General features: G+C 71.0%; 13 protein-coding genes. 2 read left to right on the top strand and 11 right to left on the bottom strand.

Going from position 1 to position 17468, the window contains the following annotated elements; all coding sequences use genetic code 11:
- Positions 1-45: 45 nt before the first annotated feature.
- The 5 genes from Dsi01nite_RS20390 to Dsi01nite_RS20410 all read right to left on the bottom strand — a co-directional run bounded on the left by Dsi01nite_RS20390 (position 46) and on the right by Dsi01nite_RS20410 (position 6194).
- The gene (locus tag Dsi01nite_RS20390; protein WP_203847796.1) at positions 46-1329 is read right to left on the bottom strand and encodes a nitric oxide synthase oxygenase; all 1284 of its coding nucleotides are present in this window, start codon (positions 1327-1329) and stop codon (positions 46-48) included.
- Between the two features lie 194 nt (positions 1330-1523).
- Positions 1524-2531, bottom strand: a complete 1008-nt coding sequence (locus Dsi01nite_RS20395; RefSeq protein WP_203847797.1) for an ABC transporter permease — start codon at positions 2529-2531, stop codon at positions 1524-1526.
- The gene (locus Dsi01nite_RS20400; protein WP_203847798.1) at positions 2528-3496 is read right to left on the bottom strand and encodes an ABC transporter permease; all 969 of its coding nucleotides are present in this window, start codon (positions 3494-3496) and stop codon (positions 2528-2530) included. Before Dsi01nite_RS20400 ends, Dsi01nite_RS20395 begins: the two co-directional genes overlap by 4 nt.
- Positions 3493-5019, bottom strand: a complete 1527-nt coding sequence (locus tag Dsi01nite_RS20405) for a sugar ABC transporter ATP-binding protein (protein WP_203847799.1) — start codon at positions 5017-5019, stop codon at positions 3493-3495. The genes Dsi01nite_RS20400 and Dsi01nite_RS20405 overlap by 4 nt, the downstream gene beginning before the upstream one ends.
- An 89-nt stretch (positions 5020-5108) precedes the next feature.
- On the bottom strand, positions 5109-6194 hold the full coding sequence (locus Dsi01nite_RS20410) for an ABC transporter substrate-binding protein (protein WP_203847800.1): 1086 nt from the start codon (positions 6192-6194) through the stop codon (positions 5109-5111).
- Positions 6195-6446: 252 nt separating this feature from the next.
- Here Dsi01nite_RS20410 and Dsi01nite_RS20415 point away from each other — a divergent pair, with 252 nt between their 5' ends.
- Entirely contained in the window at positions 6447-8549 is a 2103-nt protein-coding gene (locus Dsi01nite_RS20415; protein WP_203847801.1) for an NPCBM/NEW2 domain-containing protein, read from the top strand.
- Here the strand turns inward: Dsi01nite_RS20415 and galK are convergent.
- The 5 genes from galK to Dsi01nite_RS20440 all read right to left on the bottom strand — a co-directional run bounded on the left by galK (position 8539) and on the right by Dsi01nite_RS20440 (position 14819).
- Entirely contained in the window at positions 8539-9669 is a 1131-nt protein-coding gene (gene galK / locus Dsi01nite_RS20420) for a galactokinase (protein WP_203847802.1), read from the bottom strand. The two genes, Dsi01nite_RS20415 and galK, sit on opposite strands and share 11 nt — an antisense overlap.
- On the bottom strand, positions 9666-10751 hold the full coding sequence (gene galT, locus Dsi01nite_RS20425) for a galactose-1-phosphate uridylyltransferase (protein ID WP_203847803.1): 1086 nt from the start codon (positions 10749-10751) through the stop codon (positions 9666-9668). Before galT ends, galK begins: the two co-directional genes overlap by 4 nt.
- A gap of 20 nt (positions 10752-10771) precedes the next feature.
- A complete protein-coding gene (locus Dsi01nite_RS20430) occupies positions 10772-11551 on the bottom strand; it encodes a DeoR/GlpR family DNA-binding transcription regulator (RefSeq protein WP_203847804.1) in 780 nt (259 codons plus the stop codon).
- A gap of 241 nt (positions 11552-11792) precedes the next feature.
- Positions 11793-13955, bottom strand: a complete 2163-nt coding sequence (locus Dsi01nite_RS20435; RefSeq protein WP_203847805.1) for a HelD family protein — start codon at positions 13953-13955, stop codon at positions 11793-11795.
- Between the two features lie 213 nt (positions 13956-14168).
- Positions 14169-14819, bottom strand: a complete 651-nt coding sequence (locus tag Dsi01nite_RS20440; protein ID WP_239136034.1) for a DedA family protein — start codon at positions 14817-14819, stop codon at positions 14169-14171.
- A 61-nt stretch (positions 14820-14880) separates the two neighbouring features.
- On the opposite strand from Dsi01nite_RS20440, the gene Dsi01nite_RS20445 reads away from it, so the two are divergent.
- Complete coding sequence (locus Dsi01nite_RS20445; protein WP_239136042.1) at positions 14881-15879, top strand: saccharopine dehydrogenase family protein; 999 nt, start codon at positions 14881-14883, stop codon at positions 15877-15879.
- A gap of 163 nt (positions 15880-16042) precedes the next feature.
- On the opposite strand, the gene Dsi01nite_RS20450 is transcribed toward Dsi01nite_RS20445, so the two are convergent.
- Entirely contained in the window at positions 16043-17452 is a 1410-nt protein-coding gene (locus tag Dsi01nite_RS20450) for an alpha/beta fold hydrolase (protein WP_203847807.1), read from the bottom strand.
- Positions 17453-17468: the final 16 nt, after the last annotated feature.

A 17468-nucleotide genomic window follows, 5' to 3' on the forward strand; every position in this document is an offset into this window, starting at 1 on the left:
CTGGACGTGCGGCTCAGGAGGCGTCTCCTCCTGAGCCGCATGCCGCTAGCGGTGGAACAGGCGGCCGAACCAGCCGCGGTGCTCGCCCGCGGCGACCGGCTCGGGCTCGTGGAACGGGCACGCCGTCGGCTCGTCCGGGACCTGCGGCACGATCGGTGAGCGGCCCCGCCGGCCGAGCTCACGGGCGTCGGTGTCCAGGTAGAAGGCGGGCCGCTGATCCGCCTCGTGGTAGTACCGGTGGAACACCCCGGTCGCCGCGCCGCTCATCGGCGGGACGATCCAGCTCCAGTCCGCCGGGGTCTCCCGGCCGGCGCGTTCCTCGCTGGCGATGTGGGCCAGGAACCGCTCCGACTCGCTGTGGTGGTCGCTGATCCGGGCTCCGGCCTGGTCGAAGGACCACAGCACGGCCCGGTTGAGCTCGAGCAGGGCACCGTCGCGCCACAGGGACCGTTCGGTGCTGGTGTCCAGGCCCATGCGTTCCGCGATGACCGGCAGCAGGTTGTAGCGGTCGGCGTCGGCGAGGTTGCGGGCGCCGATCTCGGTGCCCATGTACCAGCCGTTGAACGGGGCGAGGGGATAGTCGACCCCGCCGATGGTGAGCCGCATGTTGGAGATCGCGGGGACGGCGTGCCAGCGCAGGCCGAGCTCGGCGAACCAGCGCAGGGTCGGGTGTTCGATCGGCACCTCCCAGACCGCGCTCTCGGGCAGGTCGTAGAGGTTGACGTCGCCGCCGGGGCCTTCGATCGCGATGGGGAGCACGTCGAAGGGGTTGTCGGGTTTGCCGCGCCAGCCGTACTGCTGCAGCGTCTCGGTGAACTGGGTGTAGCGGGGGTCGCCGACGATCGTGCCGGCGTGGGGGCCGTCCGTGTGGCGGTGGCCGGCGTAGCGGATCAGCTGCTCGTTCCACAGTCGGGAGTTGTCGCGGCCGGGGACGTGCTGGGCGAAGACGGAGATGACGGGGCGGATCACGTTGCGTTCGCGCTGGCCCGCCAGGCGCAGGTGCCGCACGACCTCCTCGAAGATCTCGTCCGGGGCGACGACCTTGCGCAGGTCGCGCACGACGAGGCTGCGCCAGTAGAGCCGGCCGATGCAGCGGCTCGCGTTGCGCCACGCGACGCGGCAGCCGAAGACCAGTTCGGCGTACGTGTGGGCGTACGTGCCCGTTTCGGCGATCTCTTCGGTGATCCGGGCGAGGCGTTCCCTCAGGTCGCCGCGTTGCGGGTTCTCCCGGTAGTACTGCTCGAGAAAGTCCTCCGCCTCCCGAGGATCCACGGACAGGTGCGGATCCCACTGCTGACCTGGCATGTCGCGGTATCCAGGCACGCTCACACTGACCTCCCAACGCCGACGGGTTCCCAGGGGTAGTTCCGACGCGGCAAGGAGTTCATGTTGGGTGTCTCACAGCCGCCAGAGTCGCACAACGTGTGCGCTCTGTGTCGGTGAGTCAGCGATGCAAGATGCAAAACGGCAGGGGCACTCTGGCCGAAAGTACGACCGGAGTGCCCCTGGAGAGCGGGGGAGTGCTAGCCCGACGCGACCCGCCGCAGCTTGGCGAGGTAGGTCTGGGCGACGACGACCAACGCGATGAACGTCCCGCTGATCACTGTCTGCCAGGCCGACGAGACGCCGCCGTCCTGGTTGATCAGGTTCTGGATCACCTGGAGTAGCAGGACCCCGGCGATCGTGCCGCCGAGGGTGCCGGCGCCGCCGGTGAGCAGGGTCCCGCCGACGACGACCGCGGCGATCGCGTCGAGCTCCATGCCGGTGCCGAGCACGGTGACGCCGGAGCCGAGGCGGGCCGCGTTGATCGACCCGGCGAGCCCGGCGAGGAGCCCGGACAGGACGTAGACCCTGATCTGGGTGCCGCGGATCCGCACGCCCATCAGCCGGGCCGCGTCCTCACTGCCGCCGATGGCGTAGACGGACTGCCCGAAGCGGGTGCGGTACAGCGTCACCATGCCGACCACGAAGAGCACCGCGACCAGGTAGACGGCGTACTTGACCCCGAGCAGCTCGCCCTTGCCGAAGTCCTTGAAGGCGCCGGGGTCCACGAGGTAGGTGGTGCCGCCCTCGTCGGACAGGGCGAGCATGAGCCCCCGCGCGCCGAGGAGCCCGGCGAGCGTCACGATGAACGGCGCCAGCCGCGCGTACGCGATGACGAGGCCCTGCACGAGCCCGAACAGCCCGCAGACCGCGAGGGGCACCGCGAACGCGGCCGCGATCCCGTACTGCGACGCCCACGCGGCGAGGACCCCGCCGAGGACGTAGAGCGAGCCGACGGACAGGTCGATCCCGCCGGTGATGATCACGAAGGTCATGCCGAGCGCGATCAGGGCCGCCGGCGCGGCCGAGACGAGAATGGTGCCGGCGTTGTCGAAGCTGCGGAAGTCGTCGTACGCGACGAGGCCGACGACGAGCACGATGGCGAGGACGGCGAGGGCGCCCTGGCGCTGGACGAGCTCGACGATGCGCTCGGTGCGCAGCGAGGCCGCCTCGGCCTTCTCGAGCTTGGGTTCGGCGACGAGCGTCATCGGGTCCTCCGTTCGCGGGCCGTGTAGACCGCGACCAGGATGATGACCGCCTGGACCATCTGGGCGGTCGAGTCCTTCAGGTTGTTGGCGATCATCGTCGCGGTCAGCAGCTGCATGAGGAAGGCGCCGGCGACGGTGCCGAGGACGCGGACCTTGCCGCCGGTCAGCGGGGTGCCGCCGACGACCACGGCGGTGATCGCGGACAGCTCGATGAGCAGGCCGATCCGGGACGCGTCGGCGGAGCCGATCCGGGACACCTGGATCACGCCGGCGATCGCGGCGAGGACCGCGGCGATGACGTACACGGTGATCAGGACCCGCTTGACGGGGACGCCGGCGAGCTGGGCGGCGGCCCGGTTGTCGCCGACGGCGAGCAGCCGCCGGCCGAACACGGTCCGGCGCACGACGAACCCGACGACGACGGCGAGGACGGCGGCGATCCACACCGTGTAGGGCACGCCGAGGAACGCGTCGGTGCCGATGGCGAGGAAGTCCTTGTCGCGGATGTCCTTGTACTTGCCGTTGGACACGACCAGGGCGATGCCGCGGCCGGCGACGAGCATGGCGAGGGTCGCCACGATCGGCTGGAGCCCGACGAACGCGACGAGGCCGCCGTTGACGAGCCCCACGAACACGCCGCCGACGACGGCGAGCGCGATCGCCGGGATCATCCCGTACCCGAGGTAGAGGGGGATGAGCGCGGCGCCGAGCGCCATCACCGACCCGACGGACAGGTCGATGCCCTCGGTGCCGATGACCAGGGCCATCCCGAGCGCGACGATGACGACCGGGGTGACCTGGACGAGCTGGATGCGCAGGTTGTTCCAGGCGAGGAAGTTGTCGGTCCAGGCGATGTTGAACAGCACAAGGACGGCGAGCGCCACGTACACCCCGTACACGGGCAGCAGCCGGCGCACGGTCGCCGCGTCGAAGCCGCGGCTCTTGGCAAGGGACGGCGCCGTCATGACGCCGCCGTCGCGATCACGTTCATCAGATGCTCCGTAGTCACTTCGTCGCCGCGCAGCTCGCCGGCGACGGCGCCGTCGCGCAGCACGACCACACGGTCGGAACCCTCGACGAGCTCCTCGGCGTCGGAGGAGACGAGGACCACGCCGAGGCCTTCGGCGGCGAGCTCGTCGATGAGCGCCTGGACCTCGGCCTTCGCGCCGACGTCGATGCCGCGGGTGGGCTCGTCCAGCAGCAGCACCTTGGGCCCGGTCGCGAGGAGCCGGGCGAGGAGGACCTTCTGCTGGTTGCCGCCGGACAGGTCGCCGACGCGCTGGTGCGGGCCGGACGCCTTGATCCGCAGCCGGGAGATGAAGGTCTCGACGATCTTGTCGATCTTGCGTTCGGAGACGACACCGGCGGTGGACAGGCGGGGCAGGACGGCGAGGGCGATGTTCTCCCGGATCGACAGGCCCAGGGCGAGGCCCTCGGCCTTGCGGTCCTCGGGCTGCACGGCGATGCCGGCCTTGAGCGCGGCGACCGGGTTGGGCCGGCGCAGGGTGGTGCCGTCGACCTCGACGGTGCCGCTGTCCAGGGGCAGTGCCCCGGCGACGGCCTTGATGGTCTCGCTGCGACCGGCGCCGAGCAGCCCGCCGAGGCCGACGACCTCGCCGGGGAGCACCTCGAAGCTGATCCCGGTGAGCTTGTGCCGGCTGTTGAGGTCGGCACACCGCAGGACGGGTTTGCCGCCGGCGGCCGAGTGCTCGCCGCCGAAGCTGGTGAAGCCGGCCTTGCGCACGTCGGACATGGGCCGGCCGAGCATGTGCGAGACCAGTTGCAGCCGGTCGAGATCCTTGATGAGGCCGGTGTGCACCAGCTTGCCGTCGCGCAGGATGGTGACGGCGTCGCAGATGCGGTACAGCTCATCGAGCCGGTGGCTGACGTAGATGATGCCGACGCCGCGCTCGTGCAGCCGCTGGATGACGCCGAAGAGCGTCTCGACCTCGCGGGGTTCGAGCGAGGACGTCGGTTCGTCCATGACGACGACGCGGGCGTCGACCATGACGGCGCGGGCGAGCGCGACCATCTGCTGCGCGCCGAGCGCCATGAGGCCCAGCGGGCGGCGCACGTCGGAGGTGATGCCGTAGCCGGCGAGGATCTCGGCGGCCTCCCGGTTCATCCGGGCGACGTCGACGAGGCCGAACCGGTTGCGGGGCTCCCGGCCGAGGAAGAGGTTGCGCGCCACGCTCATCAGCGGGACGAGGTTGACCTCCTGGTAGATGGTGGAGATCCCGGCCGCCTGCGCGTCGAGCGGGCCGTTGAACGTGACCGGCTTGCCCAGGTGCCGCAGGTCGCCGCCGTCGGGCTGGTAGACGCCGGTGAGCACCTTGATGAGGGTCGACTTCCCGGCGCCGTTCTCGCCGACGAGGGCGTGCACCTCACCGGCGCGCAGGGTGAACGAGACGTCGTCGAGGGCGCGCACCCCCGGGAACTGTTTGCTGACGCCTACCACTTCGAGCAGCGGCGCGTCCGATGCGGACATGCGAGGGGTCCCATCTAGAGAAAAGCCCAGGCCGGGATCATCCCCGACCTGGGCCTTGATGCAACAGTCAGCTGCAAACGGTCAGAGGGTCAGTACGCGAGGCCCAGGTCGGCCGCGGCGTTGGTCGAGTCGTACTCGCGGTCGGAGATGATGATGTTCTCCGGGATCGCCTCACCGCTGAAGAACTTGGTGGCGGTGCCGAAGGCGAGCGGGCCGAAGCGCGGGTTGGACTCGATGACCGAGGAGATCCAGCCGTCGACGATGCCCTGGACGGCGCCCTTGGTGCCGTCGATCGTCACGATCTTGACGTCGCCGGCCTTCTTGCTGGCGCCCTTCAGGGCGGTGATGGCGCCGAGGGCCATCTCGTCGTTCTCGGCGTAGATGCCGTTGATGTTGGGCTTGGACTGCAGCAGCTGCTCGGAGACCTTCTGGCCCTCCTCGCGGGAGAACTGCCCGGTCTGCTCGAACTCGATCTTGATGTTCGGGGCGACCTTGGCGATCTGCTCCTTGAAGCCCTGGGTTCGCAGCGTGGTCACGTTGTTGCCGGGGGCGCCCAGGAGGATCGCGACGGTGCCGGTGTTGTTCAGGGCCTTGGCCATCTTGTCGGCGGCGCGCTTGCCCTGCTCGGCGAAGTCCGAGCCGATGAACGTCAGGTAGTCGGTGCAGTGCTTCGCGTTGATCTTCCGGTCGATGGTGACGATCGGGATCTTCTTCGACGACGCCTTCTGGAACACCGAGTCCCAGCCGTCGGAGTTGAGCGGCGCGATGACGAGCAGCTGGACGCCCTGGTCGATCAGGGTGCTGACGTCGGTGATCTGCTTGTCGAACTTCGAGTCCGCGTTGGTGACCTTCAGGTTCGCGGCCGGGATGCCCAGCTTCGCGGCCTCGTCCTTGATGGACTGGGTCTCGGCGATGCGGAACGGGTTGGCTTCCTTCTCCGACTGGGAGAAGCCGATGGTGGCCGTCTTCAGGTCGACCTTCTGGCCGCCGAACTTCGTCAGGTCACAGGTCGAGCCGCCGGCGCTGGCGGACTTCGTCGCCTGTGCCGCGGCTGAGCTGTCGGCGGTCGACTTCGCGGCCGGGTCGTCCTCGGACTTCGCGCAGCCGGTCAGCAGCAGGGCGGAGGCGCTGAGAACGGCCAGGGCGGGCCGCCAGCGGCCACGCAGATCGATCATTTCGGGTCACTCCCTTGAGCGAGGGGGACCGCGGCGCGAGCTACGCCGCGTTCGGGGTGTACCGCATTCACTCATCCTCCAACTTTTTCTGTCAAGACTTTCCACCCACCCGACCAAAACCAAACACCAACTGTCACATGTTCGAGACCTTGCCGAAGTTGTCCCGACACCGAGGCGATCGATCGTGTCCATTCGCCCTCGTGTATGCCACAATATCCAACACTTTCGATCCTACTGAACCTGGGAGCTGGGATGACCCGAAGTCCCCGGGCGCTGAAACGCGCCCTGACGGCCGCCGCCACGGCCCTGCTCGCATCAACGGTCGTCACTATGGTCGCGACAAAACCGGCGGACGCCACCGCCACCCCGCAGCCCGGCCCGGTCACCGCCCCCGTGATGGGTTGGAACAGCTGGAACCGGTTCGGCTGCAACATCGACGAGAACCTCATCAAGGCGACCGCCGACGCCATGGTGAGCACCGGGCTGAAGGCGTCCGGCTACACGTACGTCAACATCGACGACTGCTGGATGGCCTCGACCCGCGACGCGCAGGGCCGGCTGCGCCCCGACCCGGTCCGCTTCCCCGGCGGGATCGCCGCCATCGCCGACTACGTCCACGCCCGCGGCCTCAAGCTCGGCATCTACTCCTCGGCGGGCACCGCCACCTGCCAGGGGTTGCCGGCCAGCCTCGACCACGAGACCGTCGACGCGCAGACCTGGGCGTCGTGGGGCATCGACCTGCTCAAGTACGACAACTGCAACAACCAGGGCCGGCCCGCCGCCCAGCGGTACAAGGCGATGGGCGACGCGCTGAAGGCCACCGGACGGCACATCGTCTACAGCATCTGCAACTGGGGCGACGACGCGCCGTGGGAGTTCGCGCCGAACGTGGGCGGCAGCCTCTGGCGCACCACCGGCGACATCAACGACAGCTGGGGCAGCGTCACCTCGCTGCTGGACCAGCAGGCGGGCCTGGAGACCTTCGCCCGCAAGGGCTACTACAACGACCCCGACATGCTCGAGGTCGGCAACGGCGGCCTGACCCAGGACGAGAACGTCGCGCACTTCTCGCTCTGGTCGCTGCTGTCCTCGCCGCTGCTGCTCGGCAACGACCTGCGCAGCGTCTCCGCCACCACGCTCGGCGTCCTGCGCAACGCCGACGTCATCGCCGTCAACCAGGACTGGGGCGGCTCACAGGGCCGCCGCGTCGCGGACAACGGCGACACCGAGGTGTGGGCCAAGCCGATGAGCGACGGGTCCGTCGCGACGGTGCTGTTCAACCGCGGCGGGTCGGCGACGACCGTGTCCACGTCCACCGCGGCGCTCGGGCTCGGCGGCTCATCGTCGTACACCACCAAAAACCTGTGGACGGGCGCCACCGGAACCACGTCGGGCACGCTGAGCGCGAGCGTGCCGTCACACGGTGTCGCGATGTTCCGGGTCACCCGGGCGGGAACCCTGGCCGCACCGCCGGCCGCCGGGACGCTCCAGGTGAGCGACCTGCCCTGGCTCGCCTCCAGCAACGGCTGGGGACCCGCGGAACGCGACCGTGCCAACGGCGAGCAGGCCGCCGCCGACGGGCCCGGCCTCACCATCGGCGGGACCGCGTTCAGCAAGGGCATCGGCGCGCACGCCGACGCCGCCGTCCACGTCTACCTCGGCCGGGCCTGCCGCACGTTCACCGCGCAGGTGGGCGTCGACGGGGAGGTCGGCACCAACGGGTCGGTGCGGTTCGCGGTGTACGGCGACGGCCGGCTGCTCGGCTTCACCGGCGTGAAGACCGGCGGGCAGGCACCGACCAGGCTGACCGTGTCCACCGGCGGTTACCTGACCCTGGAGCTGCGCATCACCGACGCCCGCAACGGCATCAGCTACGACCACGCCGACTGGGGAGCACCGACCCTGGTCTGCGGCGGCAGCGGCGCCGGTACGGCCGTCAGCGACCGCACCTGGGGCACCGCCGTGAACGGCTGGGGGCCCGCCGAACGGGACACCTCCAACGGCGAACAGGCGGCCGGCGACGGCAGCCTCATCACCGTCGGCGGGGTCAGCTACCCCAAGGGGGTCGGTGTCCACGCCGCCGGCGACGTCACCGTGCCGCTCGGCGGGGCGTGCAGCCGGTTCACCGCCGTCGTCGGTGTCGACGCCGAGGTCGGCACGTCCTCGACCGGCGTGGTGTTCAGCGTCGTCGCCGACGGCGTCACGCTGTGGACCAGCCCGACCGTGACGGCGGCGGCACCCGCCGCCGTCGACGTGGCCGTGGCCGGCCGCACCAACCTGCGGCTCGTCACCGCCGGCGCCGGCTCCATCGACTACGACCACGCCGACTGGGCCGACGCGCGGCTCATCTGCTGATCTGGCTGGTCCCCTGACCGGGGGTCACCACGAAGGTGTCGGGGGGCGTGAAGCCGTTCACGGCGAACGCCTCCCGCACCGCCGCCTCCACCGCGTCGCAGTCCTCCTCGTCGACCAGCGCCAGGACGCAGCCGCCGAACCCGCCGCCGGTCATCCGGGCACCGTGCGCGCCGTGCTCCAGGGCCACCCGCACCGCCGTGTCGACCTGCGGCACGGTGATCTCGTAGTCGTCGCGCATCGACTCGTGCGACGCCGTCATCAGCGGCCCCGCCGCGCGCAGGTCACCGGCGCGCAGCGCGGCAACCGTGTCCAGGACCCGCTGGTCCTCCGTCACCACGTGCCGCACCCGGCGGCGCATCGTCTCGTCGTCGAGCTTCGCCAGGGCGTCGGGCAGCCCGGCGACGTCGATGTCGCGCAGCGCCGTCACCCCCAGGATCCCGGCGGCCTCCTCGCAGGCCCTGCGGCGGGCCGCGTACTCGCCGTCGACGTGCGCGTGCGGCGCCTTGCTGTCCACCACCAGGATCTTCAGCCCGGCCGCGGCCAGGTCGAACGGCACCTGCTCGGTCGCGAGGGAACGGCAGTCCAGGAACAGGGCGTGACCCTCCTGGCACAGGGTCGACGCGGCCTGGTCCATGATGCCGGTCGGCGCGCCCACGTATTCGTTCTCGGCCCGCTGCGCCAGCCGCGGCCGGTCCCGCAGCGGCAGGTCCGCGCCGGCGAGGTCCACCAGCACCGCCATCGTCGCGCACTCCAGGGCCGCCGACGACGACAGGCCGGCGCCGAACGGCACGTCGGACGCGATGGTGAGGCGGGCGCCCGGCACGTCGACGCCGGCCTCCCGCAGCACCCACACGACAGCCGCCACATACGCGGCCCAGCCCTCGACCTTCTCGCTCAGGCCTCCCGCCAGGTCGAACCGGACGGTCTCGCCGGTCTGCTCCGACGTCACCTCCCACCGCTGTTCCGGCAGGCGCGTGCCGCTCACCGCCGTCGCGTTCGGCAGGGCGAACGGCAGCACGAACCCGTCGTTGTAGTCGGTGTGCTCGCCGATGAGGTTGACCCGGCCCGGGCTCACCCACAGACTTTCGGCGTTTTGAAGGCGCTCCGCCGCTGACGTCACAGCTGGACCCCCCGCAGCATCTCGGCGGCCTGCTCCGGCCGCACGTCGTTGACGAACACACCCATGCCGGACTCGGATCCGGCCAGGTGCTTGAGCTTGGTCGCCGTCCGGCGGGTGCTGAACAGCTGCAGGTGCAGGTAGGCCAGGTCCCGGTCGACCCGGACCGGCGCCTGGTGCCACGCGGAGATGTACGGCATCTGCAGCCCGAACAACCCGTCGAGGCGGCGCAGCACCTCCAGGTAGATGGGCGCGAACGCGTCCCGCTCGGCCACGCCCAGCGCCGGGATGTCGGCGACCTGCCGGTGCGGGTACAGGTGGACCTCGAACGGCCAGCGGGCCACCGCCGGCACGAACGCCGTCCAGTGCGCGTTGCGCGCCACCACCCGCGACCCGTCGGCCTGCTCGGCGGCGAGGACGTCGGCGAACAGGTTGCCGCCTGGATGTTCGCCCTGGTACTTCCGGGCCGACGCCAGCATCTGCCGGGTCCTCGGTGTGACGAACGGGTACGCGTAGATCTGCCCGTGCGGGTGCGACAGCGTCACGCCGATCTCGGTCCCGCGGTTCTCGAAGCAGAAGATCTGCTCGATGTCGTCCCGGGTCGACAGGTCCGCGGTCCGGTCGGCCCAGGCCTCCATCACGGTGCGGACCCGGGCCGTGGACAGCGACGCGAACGACGCGTTGTGGTCGGAGGTGAAGCAGACCACCTCGCAGCGGCCCGCGCCCGGCCGGGTCGGCACCAGGCCCGGCAGGATGTCGCCCTGCTCGGGCCCCACCCGGTGGCTGAACGAGGGAAACCGGTTCTCGAACACCACCACGTCGTACTCGCCCGCCGGGATCTCGCTCTGCCAGTCCGGGGTGGACGGGCACAGCGGGCACTGGTCGGACGGCGGATGGTAGATCCTGGACTGCCGGTGCGCGGCGATGGCCACCCACTCATCGAGGATGGGGTCGTGACGCATCTCTGACGCTGCGGGCGGGGGCGGTAGCTCCCGCTGGTCGACGGCGTCCCGGGACGCGTCGTCGCGTTCGTCGTAGTAGATGAGTTCCCGACCGTCGGCGAGGTGGGTGACCGTGCGCTTCACTCGTTCTCCAGTTGGGGTGGCTAACCGTTCGGATCGACCACGATGAGTTCACCGACGCGCTCTGCGAGCTGCACCCGTGCCTCGGCGGCGAGCCCGATGTCGGTGATGAGGATGTCCGCCTCGTCGAGCGGGGTGATGGTCGCGATCCCGACCATCTCCCACTTGGTGTGATCGGCGAGCACGACCAGCCTGCGGGCGGCGGAGACCATCAGGCGGTTGGTGCCGGCCTCCATGAGGTTCGGCGTGGTGAAACCCGTGCGGGGGCTCATGCCGTGGACGCCGAGGAACAACACGTCGACGTTGAGCGAGCCGATCGCTGCCTCCGCGACCGGGCCGGCAAGGGCGTCGGACGGGGTGCGGATGCCGCCGGTGAGCACGACCGTCTGGTCGGGCCTTCCGGCGTGGTACAGGGTGTCGGCGACCGGGATCGAGTTGGTGACGATGGTCAGTCCCGGGACATCGACCAGGTGTGCGGCGAGTGCCGCCGTCGTCGTGCCGGCGGACAACGCGACCGCCGTGTGCGGTTCGATGAGTTTGGCGGCCCGCTCGACGATGGCCGCCTTCTCGTTGCGCTGGCGCACCGACTTGGCGTCGAAGCCGGGCTCCTCGGTGGATCCGGGGCCGGCGATGGTGGCGCCACCGTGGACCTTGTCGACCAGACCGCGGTCGGCGAGGGCCTCCAGGTCGCGGCGGATGGTCATGTCGGACACGCCGAACTGGCGCACCAACTGGCTCACCCGAACGCCACCGTGACGGCGCACCAGATCCAGAATGGCCGTTTGACGTTGCTGTGCGAGCATCACGCCGTTCCCTTCGCAGGCGCAGCGGCTGGCGCGGCTGCGCGGATGGCAAATCCCATCGCAGATTCCAACGCAGACGTTACGTCGCCAGGGACGGTGTGCACCCCGGTGGCCCGGCCGAAGTTGACGGCCGGGTGGACACCCCCTTGAAGGGCGGCTGGGTGCGCTCGCATGCGCTACAGCTTCGAACCTAGCCGACCAGAAGTCAACAAACTCGAACAGCGAACTGTGGGAACAATGTTCAGAAGGGCGCGGTTCCGACCGTGGTCAAACGTTGGGTTGCCCGGGACAACGCCACGTAGAGCGTGCGGAACCCGGTCTTCGCCTCGTCCCTGATCTGCGCCGGCTCGACCACCAGGACCGCGTCGTATTCCATGCCCTTCGAGTCCAGCGCGCCGACGGTCTGCACCCGCTCGTCGATCCCGTCGACCCACTTCGCGACCTCGTCCCGGCGGGCCGTGGGCGTGATGACCCCCACGGTGCCCTCGACCTGGTCGAGGAGCGTCTGGGCGGCCGCCCGCGTCGCCGCCTCCAGGTCCGGCGCGTCCACGGTCGTCAGCACCGGCTCCTGGTGGGAGGACCGCACCGCGGTCGGCAGCTCGATGTCCGGCTGCGCCGCGCGGATGACCCGCGCGGCCACCTCGAAGATCTCCGCCGAGTTGCGGTAGTTGGTGGTCAGCGTGAACGCCGAACGCCGCCGGCTGCCGATCGCGCCGTCCATCGCACGGTCCGCCTCGGCCGCGTCGCCCCACGCCGCCTGCGCCGGGTCGCCGACGATCGTCCACGTCGCGTTGGGGCCGCGGCGGCCGATCATCCGCCACTGCATCGGCGACACGTCCTGCGACTCGTCGACGATGATGTGCGCGTAGTCACGGTAGTCGGTCGGGCGCTCCACGGCCTGCGCGCGGGCCGCCGCCATCCGGTCCGAGTAGGTGGTGACCTCCCGGACACCCTCCGCGACCTGGAACGGGTCCCGCGCGGCGCGCTTGCGCACCGGCGGATCGCCGAGCAGCTCCTGCAGCTCGTCCAGCAGCGCCACGTCTTCGACCGACGGGTCGTCGGGGCGGATCGCGCCGGCGAGCACCGCGATCTCCCGGTTGCTCAGCACACCGTTCGCCCACCGTGACAGCCGGTGACGGTCAGTGAGCCAGCCGAGCACCTGCGCCGGGCGCAGCACCGGCCACCAGGCCCGCATGAACGTCACGAACTCGGGTCGCTCGGCGATGTCGGGCGCGAACTCCTCACGCTTCTGCTGCCGCCCCGACGGCAGCAGCTCGACGCTCTGCCGCCACAACGCGTCCAGCACGTGACCGGCCGCCTTGGCCCGGGCGGCGTTGCGGCGCACCCCCAGGTTGAGCACCGTGCGGCGCAGGTCGTCCAGCGCCGGGCGCTCCAGGACCAGCAGCTCGCCGCGGTACAACACGCGCAGGCGGTCCGGCGAGTCGGGCACCGGACCGCGGGCCGCCCGGCTCAGCACCCGCTGCATGCGCAACGAGCCCTTGATCGCGGCGACCTCCGGCGGCTCGTGCCGGCTGCCCTGCACGCCCTCCAGGAGCTGGCCGAGGGAGCGCAGCGACGCGGTGTCCTCACCGAGAGACGGCAGCACCCGAGACACGTACCCGACGAACACGTCCGACGGGCCGACGACGAGCACACCGCCCGACTCGTAACGGTTACGGTCCGCATACAGCAGGTACGCCGCGCGGTGCAGGGCGACCGCGGTCTTGCCGGTGCCGGGCCCGCCGCGCACGATCGTCACGCCCAGGCTGGGGGAGCGGATCGCGTCGTCCTGCTCGCGCTGGATCGTCGCGACGATGTCCTTCATGCCGGTGCCCGTCGCGCGGGACAGGTTCGCCAGCAGCGCCCCGTCGCCGATCACCGCCATCTCGCTCGGCGCGGCGTCCGGGTCGAGCAGGTCGTCCTCGATGCTGATGACCTTCTCGTTGCTGCTGCGGATGCTCCGCCGGCGCACCACGCCCATCCGGTCGGTGGGGGTGGCCCGGTAGAACGGGGCCGCCGCCGGCGCCCGCCAGTCCACGACGAGCGACTCGTAGGTCTCGTCGCGCAGCCCGAGCCGGCCGATGTAACGAACCTCACCCCCGGGCACGACCGGATCCGCCGATGCGGCGTCCGCACCGTCGCCGGAACGGCCGTCCGGGCCGAGATCCAACCGCCCGAAGACCAGACCGTCGTGCTCGCTCTCCAGGGCCCGGCGCCGCTTCGCGGCGTGGTAGACCATGGCGTCGCGCTCGACCAGCGCGCCGAAGTTACCGACCCTGGCCAGGCTGTATCCCTCGCGCTCGACCTCGGCGGCGGTGATCCGCAACTGGTCGAGGCGGGTGTAGACCCGGTCGAGGTATGCCTGCTCGGCGGCGATCTCCGACTCGCGAACCGCGTCGTTCAACGCCCCACCCCTAGCACCCGGGTTGAAAAAACAACCCTACGAGCCTACTTCACGGCGCGGAGGCCGGCGTTTCCTCGCGCTTCACGGTGCGGTGGCCGGCGTCTTCTCGGTTCTTCACGGTGTGGTGGCCGGCGTCTTCTCGGCTTTTCACGGTGCGGTGGCCGGCGCCTTCATCTCGGCGTCAGGGTGCGGTGGCCGGCGTTCTCTCGGCTTTCACGGTGCGGTGGCCGGCGTTTTTTCGGCTTCCTCGCGCAGCGCCCGGGCCTCCGCGGCCGCCTTGCGGCGCAGCCACAGGGTCGTGGCCAGGCCCGCGACGACCGCCACCGCCAGGGCGATCCAGGAGAAGTCCTTCAGGTACTTCTCGGCCGTCTCGCCCACCTTGTAGATCACGAACACGGTGCCGAACGCCCAGGTCAGACCGCCCAGGGCATTGGCGACCAGGAACTTGCCGTAGGGCACGTGCAGGGCGCCGGCGAGGGGCCCGGCGAGGATGCGCAGCAGCGCGATGAACCGGCCGAAGAACACCGCCCACACGCCCCACCGCTGGAACGCCCGCTCGGCCTTCGCCAGATGCGCCGGGCCGAAGTGCTTGGGGAACCGGCGGCCGACCCGCTCCAGCAGGTGCCGCCCGCCGCGCCGGCCGATGTAGTAGCCGATGGAGTCGCCGACGATCGCTCCGACCGACGCCGCCACGGCCACCCACAGCGGGCTGACCGCGGTCGTCACCGCCAGCAGCGAGGCCGTGACCAGCGTGATCTCGCCGGGCACCGGGATGCCCATGCTCTCGATCCCGATGATGCCGCCCACCAGGAGGTACACCCAGATCGGCGAGAGCGTGCCCATCCATTCCGAAATGTGATGCACAGTCGCCTCCCCGTGGTGGTCTTCGCATCCACCCTCTCATACCGTGACGACCGTGACGTGGATGGTGTATGGCGCGAACGGTTACAGCGGGTCACTTCTTGCCCGGCTTGCGGCCGACCGCGGTGAACGTCCGGTTCTCGCCGGCCGGTCGGCCGCCGTGGCGGGTCTCGCCGGTGAGCTCGGGCTGCCGCACCGGGCGTTCCCGCTCTCGGCACCCGACCTCCACGGCGTCACCGCCGTCGTCAACTGTGCCGGCCCGTTCGCGGCCACCGCCCGCCCCCTGGTGGAGGCCTGCCTCGCCGCCGGCGTGCACTACCTCGACATCACCGGCGAGCTCGACGTCTTCGACTGGATGTTCGCGCAGTCGGCACGGGCGGAGACCGTCGGTGTCGTCCTGCTCACCGGCGCCGGGTTCGACGTCGTGCCGACCGACTGTCTCGCCGCGATGCTCGCCGCCGCCATGCCGGGCGCCGTCAGCCTGGAGCTGGCGTTCGACGCGCCGGGCGGGCTCAGCCGCGGCACCGCCCGGACCTCCCTCGGCGAGGCGGCGTCCGGTGGCCGCCGCCGCGTCGGCGGGACCCTGGTCGCGACGCCGTTCGGCACACCGTCGCGGACCGTGCCCTTCCCGTCGGGGGAGCGGACCGTCGGCGCGACCCGGTGGGGCGACCTCGTGACCGCCCACCACTCCACCGGGATCGGGGACATCACGGTGTACATGCGGCTGCCCCGCAACGCCGCGTCGCCGCTGGTCCGGCTGCTGAAGTTCGGCCCGATGCGGGCCGTGGCCAGGGCCCTGATCCCGGCGGGCGGCCCGTCCACGACGCGCCGCGCCGCCACCGGCTGCGAGGTGTGGGGTGAGGTGAGCGACGGTGCCGGCAACACCCTGTCGGCGACGCTGACCGGGCCGAACGCGTATGCGCTGACGGCCGACGCGTCGCTGCGGGCGGTGCAGCGGGTGCTCGCCGGCGGGATCGCGCCCGGCACGCACACGCCGGCGACGGCGCTCGGCGCCGACTTCGTGCGCACGCTGGATGGCGTTACGGTGACCGAACCGCACTGACGCAGACTGCCTGCTTGCCCACCTGCCGTTGACCTGTCCGCCTGCCCGTTGACCTGTCCGCCTGCCGTTGACGCGCTTGCTTGCTTGCTTGCTCTTGCTTGTTCGCTTGTTCGCTCGCTTGCTGCCGACGCGCCGGCTGCCCGGCGCTGACACGCCGGTGTTGTCACGCTGCGTTCGTCAGTGGTGACGGAATATCGGTGGATTTTTTGGGCGGGTGTACGGTGGCTTGGAAGCCGGTCGCCGACACCGGGACCGCTTCCGCAGTCGTCGTCGGCGTAGGGACGCCGTCGTCACGTTTCGTCGGTTCACGTTTGGTCGACTCGCGCTTCCGCGGCACCAGAACCGCTCTCGGAGGCGCCGGGACCGCTGCCGCCTGACGCTTCGTCGGCCCCGGGACCGCTGCTGGTTCACGCTTCGTCGGCGCCGGGCCTGGTGTCGGCTCGCGCTTCGGCTGCGCCAGGACCGTTGCCGGCCCGGGTTTCGTCGGTGGCGGGCCTGCTGTCGGCTGACGTTTCGTCGGCGCCAGGACCGTTGCCGGCTCGCGCTTCGTCAGCGCCGGGCCTGCTGTCGGCTGACGTTTCGTCGGGTCGCGCTTCGTCGGCTCACGTTTCGCTGGCGCTGGGACCGCTCCCGTGGACTTCGCCGCTCGCCGGACCACGCCGACGATCGCGTCGGTGACCATGTCGGGCCGCTCGATCGGCAGCATGTGCCCGGCGTCCTCGCACGTGATCAGCTCGGCGTCGGGCAGCTCGGCGGTGATCGTCGCCGCGCACGCCGGCGGGGTCAGCCGGTCCAGCGTGCCGACGAGGACCGCGGTCGGCAGGCCCCGCATCGCGGTGAGGGTGTCGACGCGGTGGTGCAGGTCGACCGACGGCCGGAACCCGCCGATCGCGCACAGCGGCGCGTTGCCGACCATGGACGCGGTCAGCGCCACCCACGACGTGTCGACCCGGTGGCCGAACACCAGCCAGCGCACCCCCGGCGCCAGCAGCGGCATCAGGCGGCGGTGCGGCCGCCACGCGCCGGAGCGGGCGAGCAGGCCCGCGCCCTGGATCTCCAGGATCCGCATCACCCGGGCCAGCCGCGGGCTCAGCCCGTAGCTGGTCCGCGACGAACCCTCCGCCGACGTCGACACGAGCACGACACCGACGGTGCGGGCGGCGAACGACTTCGCGTGGCGTTGTGCGTACTCCATGATCGCCATGCCGCCGAGGGAGTGCCCGACCAGCACGACCGGCCCGGTGGGCACCAGGGCGTCCAGGACCTCGGCGAGGTCGTCGCCGAGCTGTTCGAGGGTCGCGTCGGTGCCCGAGGTGGCGGAGGAGCGGCCGTGGCCGCGCAGGTCGAAGGTGAGGAGCTGGACCGGCATGTCGACGACGGCGCCGAGGCGGGCCGGGAGGTCGGCGATCTGCTGTCGCCAGAGGCGGTTGTCGAGCGTCCAGCCGTGCAGGAGAACCACCGTCACCGGGGTCCGCGCCGCACCCGCACCGTCGGAGGCGGCCGGATACAGCACGCTGTACAGGCCGGCGCCGTCCGCGAGCCTCACTGTGGAGGAGGAGACGACGGTACCCATGGTCCATTGTTACCCG

It is taken from the genome of Dactylosporangium siamense (genome assembly GCF_016862795.1).
Lineage (GTDB): Bacteria > Actinomycetota > Actinomycetes > Mycobacteriales > Micromonosporaceae > Dactylosporangium > Dactylosporangium siamense.

Excerpts from the sequence above, each read along its gene's own strand:
- Dsi01nite_RS20405 (WP_203847799.1), bottom strand. The coding sequence starts at position 5,019 with ATGTCCGCATCGGACGCGCCGCTGCTCGAAGTGGTAGGCGTCAGCAAA.
- Dsi01nite_RS20445 (WP_239136042.1), top strand. The coding sequence starts at position 14,881 with ATGGTGTATGGCGCGAACGGTTACAGCGGGTCACTTCTTGCCCGGCTT.
- Dsi01nite_RS20450 (WP_203847807.1), bottom strand. The coding sequence starts at position 17,452 with ATGGGTACCGTCGTCTCCTCCTCCACAGTGAGGCTCGCGGACGGCGCC.
- Dsi01nite_RS20400 (WP_203847798.1), bottom strand. The coding sequence starts at position 3,496 with ATGACGGCGCCGTCCCTTGCCAAGAGCCGCGGCTTCGACGCGGCGACC.
- Dsi01nite_RS20430 (WP_203847804.1), bottom strand. The coding sequence starts at position 11,551 with ATGCTCGCACAGCAACGTCAAACGGCCATTCTGGATCTGGTGCGCCGT.
- Dsi01nite_RS20415 (WP_203847801.1), top strand. The coding sequence starts at position 6,447 with ATGACCCGAAGTCCCCGGGCGCTGAAACGCGCCCTGACGGCCGCCGCC.
- Dsi01nite_RS20410 (WP_203847800.1), bottom strand. The coding sequence starts at position 6,194 with ATGATCGATCTGCGTGGCCGCTGGCGGCCCGCCCTGGCCGTTCTCAGC.
- Dsi01nite_RS20395 (WP_203847797.1), bottom strand. The coding sequence starts at position 2,531 with ATGACGCTCGTCGCCGAACCCAAGCTCGAGAAGGCCGAGGCGGCCTCG.